The sequence below is a fragment of the Streptomyces hundungensis genome (assembly GCF_003627815.1).
Taxonomy (GTDB): Bacteria; Actinomycetota; Actinomycetes; order Streptomycetales; family Streptomycetaceae; genus Streptomyces; species Streptomyces hundungensis_A.
Genome location: NZ_CP032698.1, coordinates 5689610 through 5703394, shown reverse-complemented (window position 1 = coordinate 5703394; position 13785 = coordinate 5689610). Strand labels below are relative to the sequence as shown.

The 13785-nt window shown below is 72.3% G+C and carries 6 protein-coding genes and 1 pseudogene; all 7 read right to left on the bottom strand.

Annotated features, from left to right (window positions below):
- Positions 1 to 185 precede the first annotated feature (185 nt).
- The gene (locus DWB77_RS25260; RefSeq protein WP_120723412.1) at positions 186 to 4349 is read right to left on the bottom strand and encodes an Rne/Rng family ribonuclease; all 4164 of its coding nucleotides are present in this window, start codon (positions 4347 to 4349) and stop codon (positions 186 to 188) included.
- A 236-nt stretch (positions 4350 to 4585) separates the two neighbouring features.
- Positions 4586 to 5365, bottom strand: coding sequence for a TIGR03936 family radical SAM-associated protein (locus DWB77_RS25255; protein WP_120723411.1), 780 nt, complete (start codon positions 5363 to 5365; stop codon positions 4586 to 4588).
- A gap of 133 nt (positions 5366 to 5498) precedes the next feature.
- Positions 5499 to 6632, bottom strand: a complete 1134-nt coding sequence (locus DWB77_RS25250) for a hypothetical protein (protein ID WP_120723410.1) — start codon at positions 6630 to 6632, stop codon at positions 5499 to 5501.
- Positions 6633 to 6695: 63 nt separating this feature from the next.
- Positions 6696 to 8620: pseudogene (locus DWB77_RS25245) on the bottom strand (TIGR03960 family B12-binding radical SAM protein).
- A 95-nt stretch (positions 8621 to 8715) separates the two neighbouring features.
- Positions 8716 to 10263 carry a CYTH and CHAD domain-containing protein gene (locus DWB77_RS25240; protein ID WP_120723409.1) on the bottom strand — a complete coding sequence of 516 codons (1548 nt, stop codon included), beginning with the start codon at positions 10261 to 10263 and terminating at the stop codon, positions 8716 to 8718.
- 94 nt (positions 10264 to 10357) lie between these two features.
- Positions 10358 to 11548: a rod shape-determining protein RodA gene (gene rodA, locus DWB77_RS25235; RefSeq protein ID WP_120723408.1), complete on the bottom strand. Its 1191-nt coding sequence runs from the start codon at positions 11546 to 11548 to the stop codon at positions 10358 to 10360.
- 4 nt (positions 11549 to 11552) lie between these two features.
- Positions 11553 to 13775 carry a penicillin-binding protein 2 gene (gene mrdA / locus DWB77_RS25230; RefSeq protein WP_120723407.1) on the bottom strand — a complete coding sequence of 741 codons (2223 nt, stop codon included), beginning with the start codon at positions 13773 to 13775 and terminating at the stop codon, positions 11553 to 11555.
- Positions 13776 to 13785: the final 10 nt, after the last annotated feature.

The window sequence follows — 13785 nt, the reverse complement described above, 5'->3', positions numbered from 1 at the left end:
GCGTCATTACCCGCGCTGCTCAGCGACCAAACCAGGCGGACGCGTCCGCGGCAGGACCCCGCACGACGGGGCCCGCCCCCGGATGTTCCGGGGACGGGCTCCTGAGCCGCGTGCGGGCCAATTGCTCGGCGCGGTACGGCAGTTGAGGACCCTCAGCTCTCGGTCGGAACCGAGACCGAGGACTGCTACTGCTCCGCCGCCGCCGTCTTCTTGGCCGTGGCCTTCTTGGCGGTCGTCTTCTTCGCCGCGGTCTTCTTGGCCGCCGTCTTCTTCGTGGCGGCCTTCTTCGCGGTGGCCTTCTTCGCCGTCTTACGGGCCGCCTTCTTGGCCGGCGCGCCCTCCTCGGCGGACTCCGCCGACTCGGACACCGGCGCGGACACCGGCTCGGACGGCTCCGTCGACCCGGTCCGCTCGGCCGCCGGGGCGGCCTCCACGACGACGATCGCGGCTTCCTCGGCGCCCGACGGCGAACCGGCCGGGGCCGTCGCCTTGCGGGTCGCACGGCGGCGAGCACGCGGCGGGGCGGCGACGGGCGCCTCCTCGGCGGCAGGCGCGACGGACGCGACGGGTTCGGCCGCCGGCTCCCGCGCCGGCTCCTCGGCCTTCGGCTCGGGCACGGTGACGACCACCACCGGTTCGGCGACGGCCGAGGCCGGCGCGCCGGCCGGGGCGGACACCTTGCGGGTGGCGCGGCGACGGGTACGACCGCGCGGCGCGTCGTCCTCGATGAACGAGGCGACCGTCACCGCCGCCGGAGCCTGCTCGGCCTCCGGCTCCTCGACCACCGCGGCCGGGGCCTGCGGGGCCTCCGCGGCGGCCGTACGGGGCGCACCGGCCGGAGCCGAGGCCTTGCGGGTGGCACGGCGGCGCGCGGTGGCGCCCTGCTGACCCCGGCCGCCTCGGCCACGTCCGCCGCGCGCGGCGGCTTCCGCCTCGGCGACGCTTCCGTACAGCTCCTCGTCGGGCACGAACTCGGGCTCGGCGAGCGCGATCGGCGCCGCGATCTCCGCGGCGACCTCGGCCTCGGACTCGACGGCCTCCGTCTCGACGTCCTCGGGCTCGACGAGCTCGGCGTCCACGACGTCGTGCTCGTGCTCGTGGGTGTGCTGGTCGTGCTCGGCGCCGCCGCGGCCGCGCTTCTTCGCGCGCTTGCCGGTGCCGCCGCCGACCGAGGTCGGCTGCTCCATGTGCACGATCACGCCGCGCCCGTTGCAGTGGACGCAGGTCTCGGAGAAGGACTCCAACAGGCCCTGGCCGACGCGCTTGCGCGTCATCTGGACCAGGCCGAGCGAGGTGACCTCGGCCACTTGGTGCTTGGTGCGGTCACGGCCCAGGCATTCGAGCAGCCTGCGCAGGACGAGGTCGCGGTTGGACTCCAGGACCATGTCGATGAAGTCGATGACCACGATGCCGCCGAGGTCGCGCAGCCGCAGCTGGCGCACGATCTCCTCGGCCGCTTCGAGGTTGTTCCTCGTCACGGTCTCTTCGAGGTTGCCGCCCTGGCCGGTGAACTTGCCGGTGTTGACGTCGACGACGATCATCGCCTCGGTCTTGTCGATCACCAGCGAGCCGCCGGAGGGCAGCCAGACCTTGCGGTCCAGGGCCTTGGCGAGCTGCTCGTCGATCCGGTACGTCGCGAAGACGTCGACCTCGCTGGTCCAGCGGGAAAGCCGCTCGGTGAGGTCCGGGGCGACGTGCTGGACGTAGCCGTGGATGGTCTCCCACGCCTCGTCACCGCTGACGATGACCTTGGTGAAGTCCTCGTTGAAGATGTCGCGGACGACCCGGACGGTCATGTCCGGCTCGCCGTAGAGCAGCGACGGCGAGGACGTCGAGATCTGGTTGGCCTTCTTCTGGATGTCGGCCCACTGCGCCTGGAGGCGCTCGACGTCACGGCGCAGCTCGTCCTCGCTGGCGCCTTCGGCGGCGGTGCGCACGATGACGCCCGCGTCTTCGGGGACGATCTTCTTTAGGATGGTCTTCAGACGCGCGCGCTCGGTGTCGGGCAGCTTGCGGCTGATGCCGGTCATCGAGCCTTCGGGCACGTAGACCAGGTAGCGGCCGGGCAGCGAGACCTGGCTGGTCAGGCGGGCGCCCTTGTGGCCGATGGGGTCCTTGGTGACCTGGACGAGCACCGACTGGCCGGACTTGAGGGCGGCCTCGATGCGGCGCGGGCCGTTGCCCATGCCGAGCGACTCGAAGTTGACCTCGCCGGCGTACAGGACGGCGTTGCGGCCCTTGCCGATGTCGACGAACGCGGCCTCCATGGACGGCAGCACGTTCTGGACCTTGCCCAGGTAGACGTTGCCGACGTACGAGGTGGCCTGCTCCTTGTTGACGTAGTGCTCGACGAGCACGTCGTCTTCCAGGACGCCGATCTGGGTGCGCTCGCCGCTCTGGCGGACGACCATGACGCGCTCGACGGCTTCGCGGCGGGCCAGGAACTCGGCCTCGGTGATGATCGGGACGCGGCGGCGGCCCTGCTCGCGGCCCTCGCGGCGGCGCTGCTTCTTGGCCTCCAGACGGGTCGAGCCCTTGATGGACTGGACCTCGTCGGAGGAGGAGGACGTGAGGGCGTCCATGCGCTCGCGCACCGGGCGCGGCTCGCGGACCTTGACGACCGTACGCTCCGGGTCGTCGGGGCCCTGCTCGCCGTCGGGGCCCGAGTCGCCCGAGCGGCGACGGCGGCGGCGCCGGCGACGGCTGCTGCTGGTTCCGGCCGCGGACGGCGTGCCGTCCTCGTCCTCGTGCTCGTGCTCGTCGTGCTCGTCGTCGTCCTCGTCGGACTCGGCGCCCTCGGCCTGGTCGGCCTGCTCGTCGGGGTGCTCCTCGGCGGCGTCCTCGGCCTCGGTGGGCTCACCGCGGCGACGGCGGCGGCCACCACGGCGACGGCGGCGCGAGGGGCGGTCGTCGTCGGCGTCCTCGGACTCCGTTTCGGCCTCGGCCTCGGCCGGCTCCTCGACGTGCTCGTCCACGGGCTCGTCGACGGCCTTGTCCTGCGCGGGCTCGGCGGCCTCGCCACGGCGGCGGCGACGGCGCGAGCGGCCCTGCGGCTCGGCGGCCGGCTCGGGTGCCTCGAAGGTCTCGACGGCCTCGACGGAGGTCGGCTCGGTCTCCTCGGGCTCCTCGACGCGGGCGGCGGCAGCGGCGGCCGCGGCCGTCTCCGGGGTCTGGAACATGGGCTCGGTGAAGACCGGCGCCTGGAAGACGGCGACGGCGGGGCGCGTGGCGCGGCGACGGCCGGACGCGCTCTGGCCCTTGGCGCCGCGGCTGCGGCCCGTGGCGGGCTCCTCCGCCTGCGGCGCGGGCTGCGGCTCCGGCTCGACGGGGGTGAACTGCGGGGTGGACACGGGCCGGGCGGCGCGGCGGCGGGTGCGGCCGCGCGGCGCGTCGTCCTGGGCGGCGGCCGGGGTCTCGACCCGGGCCGGCTCCTCGGGCGCGGCGGGCTCCTCGGGCGCGGCCTGGGGCGCGCCGGCGGGTGCGGTGGCCTGGCGGGTGGCGCGGCGGCGGGTGCGGGGCGCCGGAGCCGCGGCGGGCTCCTCGGCGACGGGGGCCTCGGCGACGGCCTCGGCGCTCTCCTGCGCCTCCTCGTCCTCGTCGAGCTCGTCGGCGACGACGATCTCGGCGGCGGGGGCCGCGACGGTGGTCTGCGGCGCGGTCGCCTTGCGGGTGGCGCGGCGGCGGGTACGCGGTGCGGGGGCCTCGGAGGCCTCTTCGACGTTCCCGGACACGCTCTCGGGCGCCTCGGCGACGGCGGCCGGGGCGGCCTCCACGATCTCCTCGGCGGCCTGCGGCGCACCAGCAGGGGCCGTCGCCTTACGGGTCGCACGGCGACGGGCACGCGGCGCGGGGGCCTCGGAGGCCTCCTCGACGTTCCCGGACACGCTCTCCGGCGCCTCGGCGACGGCGGCCGGGGCGGCCTCCACGATCTCCTCGGCGGACTGCGGCGCACCAGCCGGAGCGGTGGCCTTACGTGTCGCACGGCGACGGGCACGCGGCGCGGGAGCCTCGGGCTCATCGGCGGCGGGCGCGGATGCCTCGGCGGCGACCGGGGCCGCAGTGGCCTCCACGATCTCCTCGGCGGCCTGCGGCGCACCGGCCGGAGCCGTCGCCTTACGGGTCGCACGGCGACGGGCACGCGGCGCGGGGGCCTCGGACTGCTCGGCGGCGGGCGCGGCCAACTCGGCGGTCCCCGCCGTCGGCTCGGTGGCCTGCTCGGCGGGTGTCGCACCCACCGGCGGCCCCGCGGGCCGCGACGCCGCGCGGCGCCTGCGGCGCGGCGGCAGCGTGTCGCTGGGGCTGTTCTGGTCGTTGTCCCGGGTGGTACCGGATTCGTTCTGCTCAAGCATGCGGGCGTAGCTCCCGTCACGCTCCCGGGCGCCGCGCCTGTTCCGGTCCGGCGGCACGGCCCGCTTGGTGTGCGCGGGTGCCGCCGTCCGGGGCGCGGGCGCCGCACGGGAGCTGTTATGTCTGGCTCGCCGGTTCCGTATGCGGTGTGCGTACGGCCTGGCGAAAGTCTTTTAGGTCTGTGCGCGGCCCGACCCAGGTGGCTCCGAGTGCCAGGGCTGCGCTACGACGACCGCCCTTACGCGGCGGGACCTTCCGGCGCCGTCGCAGAGACGGTCCCGGCGGCCGTTTGTGGAGCGGCCGGGGCTGCCTCGCGGTCGGGCGCGAGCGGGTCGGTCACCGTGCCGGACTCCTCGTCGAAGAGCCCCTGCGCCAGCCTGGTCACCGCTGCGGGGACCGGCGGCGCCAGGTCGGCCACAGCTCGGAGACCGGACAGGACGTCGTCGGGTCGTACGGCAGGTGTCAGGTGCCGCACTACCAGCCGCAGTATCGCACAGGCGTCGCCGAGAGGCCTATCGGCCTGCGGGGCAAGCGCCTGGAGCTCTGCGACCGCGCCCCTGGTGTCGAAGGTGCGCATGCCGTTCTTGGTCTTGCGCTGCACCTCGACGCTCTCGGCGGCGAGGAAGGTCTCGACTGCCTTGCCGGCCTCTTCGACGGTGACGCCGTCGAGGCGCAGCTCCCAGATGGAGGCGGTCAGTCGGTCGGCGAGGCCCGAGGTGCGGGCTTCGACGGCGTCGATGATGTCGAGCCCGGTGGGCAGCGACTCGTCGAGCAGGGCGCGCAGTTTCTCGGGGTCGCGCTGTGCGGTGAGCGCGATCTCCAGGTATTCGGCCTCGGAGCCGACGCCGGTGGGCGCGGCGTTGGCGTAGGAGACCTTGGGGTGCGGGGTGAAGCCCGCCGAGTAGGCCATGGGCACCTCGGCGCGGCGCAGGGCCCGCTCGAAGGCGCGCTGGAAGTCACGGTGGCTGGTGAACCGGAGGCGGCCGCGCTTGGTGTAGCGCAGTCGGATGCGCTGCACCGCAGGTGCGGGCGGCGGGCCTTCGGGCTGTCGCTTGCCCAGTGGTTCTTCTCCTCGGTGCGGGGCGGGCGCGGTGAGCGCCGCCCACCGTCCTGTGGGGGCCCCTCCGGTCACGGCCGGTGCGCCACCCGGCTCATCCCTCGGCTTTGCTGAGGGAGATCTCGGGGGCGGGCACCGCGCCGGAGGCAGTAGTTGTACTACCCAGAGTACGCGCCCGGTGCTCGGTCCGTTCCCGGGGCGGGCCGCCGACAAGGGCTCGCCAGGCCTCCTGCCGGGCGGTGCGTACGGTCTCGCGGGCCGTGGTCAGCGCCTGGCGTGCGGCGCGGCCCGCCTCGCGCGCGGCCCGGGCGGCCGGTCGCCACACGGCGTCCCGTACCGCGTGGCCGACCGGCGTCAGAATCACGACGTACACCCAGCGCGTCGGCCGTCCCACGAGGGTGTGGGCGAGCCACTTGAGGCCGCGCCCGATCGCCCGGGAGAGGTGTCCGGCGACCCGCCAGGCGTGGCCGATCGCGTGCCCGATCTCCCGCACGACGACGGCCAGCCCCCGCCCGAGCGGCGTCAGCACCCTCCGATACACCCACCCCACCGGAACCACCACCAACAGCACCCCCAACGCCACGAGCCCCCGCCCCAGCGCCACCAGACCGGCACCGATCAGCGCGGCCAGCCGGGCGAGGGCGTGGCCGGTGGGGGTGAGGGCGGTGCGGTAGAGCCAGGCCGCGGCGCTTTGCAGGGTGCGCAGGAGCCAGGACGCGGGCAGGAGGATTCCGTAGCGCAGCAGCGGGAACAGGAGGAGGCGCCACAGGGTGACGGGAGGCCACACGAACACCGCCCACAGCACCCGGGTGAGGCCGATCGCGAGGGCCTTGATCGTGTGGCCGGCGATCCGGGCGAGCGGCGTGAGCACCTGGCGGTACAGCCAGACCGAGGGGGCCGCGATCAGCGTCACCAGGACCCAGGTGACGGCGACCCCGACCGCCTCCCCCACCGCGGCGACGACCACGCCAACTCCCCTCGCCAGCCAGGCGGTTGACCGCCCCAGCGGGGTCAGCACCCAGCGGTACAACCACCCGAACGGGATCACGACGAGCCCGCGCCACAGGGGCGCGAGCACCACTCGCCGCAGGGCCTTGGCCCCGACCACCAAGAGGTCCCAGACGATCCGCACGGGAACGACGAGGACCAGCACCACGATGCGTACCGGGATGCGGATCGCCACGGTCAGGCAGCCTTCAGGGCCCTGCGGGGCCGGGCGGTTCTCCATGTGGGCAAGGACGCACGACGGGCCCCTCGCCGTTGCGACGGGGGGCCCTTCGTGATCAGGCGGTTACTTGACGACCGTCAGTGGCAGCAGCTTCTTGCCCGTGGGGCCGATCTGGATGGACGTGTCCATCTGGGGGCAGACACCGCAGTCGAAGCACGGCGTCCAGCGGCAGTCCTCGACCTCGGTCTCGTCGAGCGAGTCCTGCCAGTCCTCCCACAGCCAGTCCTTGTCGAGGCCCGAGTCGAGGTGGTCCCAGGGCAGGACTTCCTCGTAGGTGCGCTCGCGGGTGGTGTACCAGTCGACGTCCACGCCGTAGGCGGGCAGCGTCTTTTCGGCGCAGGCCATCCAGCGGTCGTAGCTGAAGTGCTCGCGCCAGCCGTCGAAGCGGCCGCCGTCCTCGTAGACGGCGCGGATGACGGCGCCCACCCGGCGGTCGCCGCGCGAGAGCAGGCCCTCGACGATGCCGGGCTTGCCGTCGTGGTAGCGGAAGCCGATGGAGCGGCCGTACTTCTTGTCGCCGCGGATCTTGTCGCGCAGCTTGGTGAGCCGGGCGTCGGTGTCCTCGGCGCTGAGCTGCGGCGCCCACTGGAAGGGGGTGTGCGGCTTGGGCACGAAGCCGCCGATGGAGACGGTGCAGCGGATGTCGTTCTGGCCGGAGACCTCGCGGCCCTTGGCGATGACGTTGACCGCCATGTCGCCGATCTGGAGCACGTCGTCGTCGGTCTCGGTGGGCAGGCCGCACATGAAGTACAGCTTCACCTGGCGCCAGCCGTTGCCGTACGCGGTCGCGACGGTACGGATCAGGTCCTCTTCGGAGACCATCTTGTTGATGACCTTGCGCATGCGCTCGGAGCCGCCCTCGGGGCGAAGGTGAGGCCCGAGCGGCGGCCGTTGCGGGTCAGCTCGTTGGCGAGGTCGACGTTGAAGGCGTCCACCCGGGTCGAGGGCAGCGACAGGCCGATCTTGTCGTCGGCGTAGCGGTCCGCGAGGCCCTTGGCGATGTCGCCGATCTCGGTGTGGTCCGCGGAGGACAGCGACAGCAGGCCGACCTCTTCGAAGCCGGTCGCCTTGAGGCCCTTCTCCACCATCTCGCCGATGCCGGTGATGCTTCGCTCCCGCACGGGGCGCGTGATCATGCCGGCCTGGCAGAAGCGGCAGCCGCGGGTGCAGCCGCGGAAGATCTCCACGGACATGCGCTCGTGGACGGTCTCGGCGAGCGGGACCAGGGGCTGCTTGGGGTAGGGCCACTCGTCGAGGTCCATGACGGTGTGCTTGGAGACCCGCCACGGCACGCCCGACTTGTTCGGTACGACCCGGGCGATGCGGCCGTCCGGCAGGTACTCGACGTCGTAGAAGGCGGGGACGTAGACGCTTCCGGTACGCGACAGGCGGAACAGGACCTCCTCGCGGCCGCCGGGGCGGCCCTCGGCCTTCCACGCCCGGACGATCTCCGTCATGTCGAGGACGGCCTGCTCGCCGTCGCCGATGATCGCGCAGTCGATGAAGTCCGCGATCGGCTCGGGGTTGAAGGCCGCGTGGCCGCCCGCGAGGACGATCGGGTCGTCGATCGTGCGGTCCTTGGACTCCAGCGGGATGCCCGCGAGGTCCAGGGCCGTGAGCATGTTGGTGTAGCCGAGCTCGGTGGAGAAGCTGAGGCCGAACACGTCGAAGGCGCGCAGCGGGCGGTGCGAGTCCACGGTGAACTGCGGCACCTTGTGCTCGCGCATCAGCGCTTCCATGTCGGGCCACACGCTGTAGGTGCGCTCGGCGAGGACGCCCTCGCGTTCGTTGAGTACCTCGTAGAGGATCATGACGCCCTGGTTGGGCAGCCCGACCTCGTACGCGTCCGGGTACATGAGCGCCCAGCGGACGTCACACTCGTCCCAGGCCTTGACGGTGGAGTTGAGCTCACCGCCGACGTACTGGATCGGCTTCTGCACATGCGGGAGCAGCGCTTCGAGCTGTGGGAAGACGGACTCGGCAGACATCTCGACCTTCGTGGGCTGGCAGGGGGCGACTCTCTAGCGTAACGCGAGCCGCGTCGCCCCCTCGCACGACGATCACTCGCCCCTTCGCACGACGATCAAGGGGCCGCCGTGCCCTTGGGGAGCCCGGGCCGGGCGGCGCGGGCCCATACCCCGGGCAGTTGGTGCTCGCGCCGTGCGGCCGTCGCCTGTTCGTGTCCGTACAGGAGTCCCCAGGTGAACGCGGACTCGCCGGCCGCGTGGGCCTGCGCGGCCAGGGTGCGCAGCGCGTCGCGGGCGACCACGCTGTCGTGGTGCTCGCCGAGGACGTTCTGGACGGCCTTGAGGCGCTTGGTGAGTTTCTTGGCGGGCTTGCCGAGGGCGGGGGCCGCGGCCTGGGCGGCGTACCGGGCGCGCTTGGCCGCCTTGCGGGCCGCGTGCAGGGCGAGGTCGCGCTCGGGGCCGGGTTCGAGGGCGAGCGCGGTGTCGAGGCGGCGGGCGAGGCGCCGGTGGTCCTTGCGGACGGCCTTGCGGAGCACGCCGGGGGCGGGTTGGTTGGCCGCGGGCCGCAGCGGCGGGGCGGCGAGCAGCGCGTCGAGTGCGTCGAGCAGGGCGAGGTAGCGCTGGCCGTCGAGGGCGGTGAGCGTCCTGCGCCGGGCGTCGGCGCGGCCGGCCACGGTACGGATCCGCAGCCGGGCGTGGACCGGGCCGAGCAGCAGCGTGTCGGGGAGCGCCGCGATCCGGGTCATCAGGCGTTCGGCGAGCACTTCCCCGTCGCGTTCGACGCCGAGTTCGGCGGCGAGCCAGGTGAGTTCCGCCCGGACGGGTTCGGTGGCGGACCGGTCGATCACCTTGGCGTACGAGCGGAAGGCGCTGCGCAGCCGGCGGGTGGCGACCCTCATCCGGTGGACGGCGTCGGGCAGTTCGCGCCGCACGGCGGGGTCGAGGGCGATCAGGGTGTCGCGCTGGGCCCGCAGATGGGCCAGGACGTGGGCGCCGGCGGTGCCGTCGGCGGGTTCGGTGGTGGTGTCGCGGGCGCGCGGGGGCGCGGGGGTCGTCTCGCGCAGGGCGCGGGCGACCTTGGAGGCGCTCGCCGAGGGCAGGATGCCCGCCGTCCGCAGCGTGTTCTCCACCGCGTCGAGGAGGTCCTGGTCGTGGACGCCGTCGGCGAGTTCGACCTCGATCTCGGTCCAGGTGGTGCTCGTCGCGCCGTCGGTCAGACCCTGGGCGACGACGGTGTCGATGCTGAGCTCGGCGAGCGGCGTGGCGTCGTCGGCCAGGAGGAGGCTGACCTCGCGCGAGGACAACAGCCGTACCACGGGGACGAGTTGGCGCTCGCGCACGCGGGAGCGCAGCAGGGCGGCGAGCGCGGGCGGCACGTCGTCGCTGAGCGGGGCGCGGATCTCGTCGCGGACACCGGCGGCGACGGGGACCTTCAGATGCCAGCCGGCGTCGTCGCCGCCGGTGCGGCGGCGCAGGGTGAGCTGGGCGGCGTCGAGGCGCAGGTCCTGGGTGTCGTAGTAGACGGCGTCGAGCTCCGTGACGCCCTGGGCCGCGACGCGGGCGATGCCGGGGACGCCGGTCAGGTCGGGGAGCTCGGTGCGGTCCTCCCCGCCGGCCGTGGGGAACTCGAATTTCCGCTCGATCTCGCGCTTGGTGTCCGCCATGAGAAAAATCTAGACGCGTTCGGCGCCCGGCGGCAGGGCGCCCGGACCGGCCGTGTCCGGCCGGTCCCTTCCTGGTCGGGCCTCCTCGGCGCGGCTATGCCGTTATCGGCCGCTGCACCCGGATCGACTGGAGCAGCCCTATGGCGACCCACACCGCGAACATCGAGGACCCTCCGTAGGAGACGAAGGGCAGCGGGATGCCGGTGACCGGCATGATGCCGAGCGTCATGCCGATGTTCTCGAAGGACTGGAAGGCGAACCAGGCGATGATGCCGGCCGCGACGATCGTGCCGTACAGCTCGGTCGTCTCGCGGGCGATGCGGCAGGCGCGCCACAGGACGACGCCGAGCAGCACGATGATCAATCCGGCGCCCACGAAGCCGAGTTCCTCGCCGGCGACGGTGAACACGAAGTCCGTCTGCTGTTCGGGTACGAACTGGCCGGTGGTCTGGGAGCCCTTGAACAGGCCGGTGCCGGTGAGGCCGCCGGAGCCGATGGCGATCCTGGCCTGGCTGGTGTTGTAGCCGACGCCGGCCGGGTCGAGGCTGGGGTTGGCGAAGGCGGCGAAGCGGTTGATCTGGTACTTGTCCAGTATTCCGAGCGCGGCCACGAGCACCGCTCCGACCACTCCGGCCGAGAACAGGCCGATGATCCAGCGGTTGGACGCCCCGGAGGAGAGCAGCACACCGAGGATGATCACCACGATGACCATGGTGGAGCCGAGGTCGGGCATGAGCATGATGCAGCCGATCGGCACCATCGCGAGGGCGAGCGCCTTGGTCACGGTGCGGTGGTCGGGGTGCAGTTGGTCGCCGGCGTCCACCCGCGCGGCGAGCAGCATCGCCATGCACAGGATGATCGAGATCTTCGCGAACTCGGAGGGCTGGAGGGAGAACCCGCCGCCGAGCACGATCCAGGAGTGCGCACCGTTGACGGTGGCGCCGAGCGGCGAGAGCACCGCGAGCAGCAGCAGGATGGACAGGCCGTACAGGATGGGCACGGCGCCGCGCAGGGTGCGGTGGCCGAGCCACATCGTGCCGATCATCAGGCAGAGCCCGATGCCGGAGTTCACGATGTGCCGGATGAGGAAGAAGTACGGGTCGCCCTGGTTGATGGCGGTGCGGTTGCGGGTCGCGGACCACACCAGGAGCGAGCCGATGAGGCAGAGCGCGAGGGCCGAGAGCAGCAGCGGCCAGTCGAGCCGGCGCAGCACCGAGTCGCGCGCCGTCAGCTTGGCGAAGGCGCCGCGCTCGGGGGCGTAGCGCTGGACGGAGAAGCCTGCCATGGCGCTAGTCCCTCCGTGGGTTGCGGTTGTCGACGGTGGCCGCCGGGCTGTTGTCGGGCTGCGGCTGGCCGGCGGGCTGCTGCTTGCCCTTGTCCTTGTCCTTGGTCTTGCCCGCGTCCGGGTCGTACGCGGCGACGGCCGGGGCGTCGATGGAGCCGTCTGCCTGGATCTTGGGCAGGGACTGCTCGGGCTGCGGGAGCAGGGCGCGCTTGATGTCCTGGTTCCCCGCGTCGTCGATGCCGTACATCGCCTCGTAGATCTTGCGCACGGCGGCACCGGAGGCGCCGGAACCCGTACCGGCCTGGGCGATCGTCATGACGACGGTGTAGTCCTTGGAGTACGTGGCGAGCCAGGAGGTGGTCTGCTTGCCGTAGACCTCGGCGGTGCCGGTCTTGGCGTGGAGTTCGACCTTGTCCTGCGGCCAGCCCTGGAACTTCCAGGCGGCGGTACCGCTGGTGACGACGCCCGCGAGGGCCTTGTTGAAGCCGTCGAGGGTGGCCTGGGTGACCGGGAGCTTTCCGTTGACCTTCGGCTTGATCTCCGTGATCGACTTGCCGTCGGCGCTGATGATCGCCTTGCCGATGGTGGGGGCGTGCATGGTGCCGCCGTTGGCGATGGCCCCGTAGATCATGGCCTCCTGGATCGGCGTGACGAGGGTGTCGCCCTGGCCGATGGAGTAGTTGATCGAGTCGCCCTCACGCATCTTGTTGCCTTCGAGGCAGTTCTCGTACGCGATCTTCTCGACGTAACTGCCGTCCTTCTTGCCCGTCTTGCACCAGCTGTCCTTGTTGGCCGCCCAGTAGTTCTCCTTCCACTGGCGGTCGGGGACGCGGCCGGTGACCTCGTTGGGCAGGTCCACCCCGGTGGGCTTGCCGAGGCCGAACTGGTGGGCCGCCTTGTAGAAGTAGTCCTTGGGCTGGCCCTTCTTCGGGTTGATCCCGCCGTCCTTCTTCCACTCGTTGTCGGCGAGCCCGTAGAAGACGGTGTCGCAGGAGACCTCAAGGGCGCGGCCGAGGGAGATGGGTCCGAAGTTCTCGCCCTCGAAGTTCTTGAAGACCTGCCCGCCCACGGAGTACGAGCTGGTGCAGGGGTAACCGCCGTCCCACTTGTAGCCGGCTTCGACCGCGGCGGCCGTGGAGACCACCTTGAACGTCGAACCGGGCGCGGCCTGACCCTGTATGGCGCGGTTCAGCAGCGGATAGTCGCTGTCCTTGCCGGTGAGCTGCTGGTAGTCCTTGCCGGAGATGCCGCCGACCCAGACGTTGGGGTCGTAGGTGGGCGCCGAGGCCATGGCGACGATCCGCCCGGTCTTGGCCTCCATGACGATGACCGCGCCGGAGTCCGCCTTGTAGTTCTCGTTGGTGATCTTGTCGAACTGCTGGCGGGCCTCGACCATCGCGTTGTTCAGCTCGTACTCGGCGACCGCCTGCACGCGTGCGTCTATCGACGTGACGACGTTGGAGCCGGGCTGGGCCTTGTCGCTCTCGGCCTGCCCGATGACCCGGCCGAGGTTGTCGACCTCGTAGCGGGTGACGCCGGCCTTGCCGCGCAGCTGCTTGTCGTAGGTGCGCTCGAGGCCCGAGCGGCCGACCTGGTCGGAGCGCAGATAGGGCGAGTCGGTGTCCTTGGCCTTGGTGATCTCGTCGTCGGTGACGGGCGAGAGGTAGCCGAGCACCTGCGCGGTGTTGGACTTGCCGGGCGCCGGGTAGCGGCGCACGGCGGTCGGGTCGGCGGTGATGCCGGGGAAGTCCTCGGAGCGCTCGCGGATTTGCAGGGCCTGCTGGGTGGTGGCCTTGTCGGTGACCGGGATCGGCTGGTACGGGGAGCCGTTCCAGCACGGCTTGGGGGTCTTGGCGTCACAGAGCCGGACCTTGTCCATGACGTCCTGCGGCTTCATGCCGAGCACCCCGGCGAGCCGGGTCAGGACGGCCTTGCCCCGGTCGGGCATCTTGGACAGGTCGGTGCGCGAGGCGGAGACCACGAGCCGGGTCTCGTTGTCGGCGAGCGGGACGCCCCGCGCGTCGAGGATCGAGCCGCGCACGGCGGGCTGGACGACCTGCTGGACGTGGTTGTTCTTGGCCTCGTCCTGATACTCCTGGCCGTTGCGGATCTGGAGGTACCACAGGCGCCCGCCCAGGGTGAGCAGGAGCGAGAAGACCAGGACCTGGATGATGATGAGGCGGATTTGCACCCGGGGGGTGCGTCCGGTCTCGGGGATGTTGCTCATGCTGTGACGA

Bases quoted from the DNA above. Each gene is read 5' to 3' on its own strand.
- mrdA (WP_120723407.1), bottom strand. From the start codon at position 13,775: ATGAGCAACATCCCCGAGACCGGACGCACCCCCCGGGTGCAAATCCGC.
- DWB77_RS25240 (WP_120723409.1), bottom strand. From the start codon at position 10,263: ATGGCGGACACCAAGCGCGAGATCGAGCGGAAATTCGAGTTCCCCACG.
- DWB77_RS25260 (WP_120723412.1), bottom strand. From the start codon at position 4,349: ATGCTTGAGCAGAACGAATCCGGTACCACCCGGGACAACGACCAGAAC.
- rodA (WP_120723408.1), bottom strand. From the start codon at position 11,548: ATGGCAGGCTTCTCCGTCCAGCGCTACGCCCCCGAGCGCGGCGCCTTC.
- DWB77_RS25250 (WP_120723410.1), bottom strand. From the start codon at position 6,632: ATGGAGAACCGCCCGGCCCCGCAGGGCCCTGAAGGCTGCCTGACCGTG.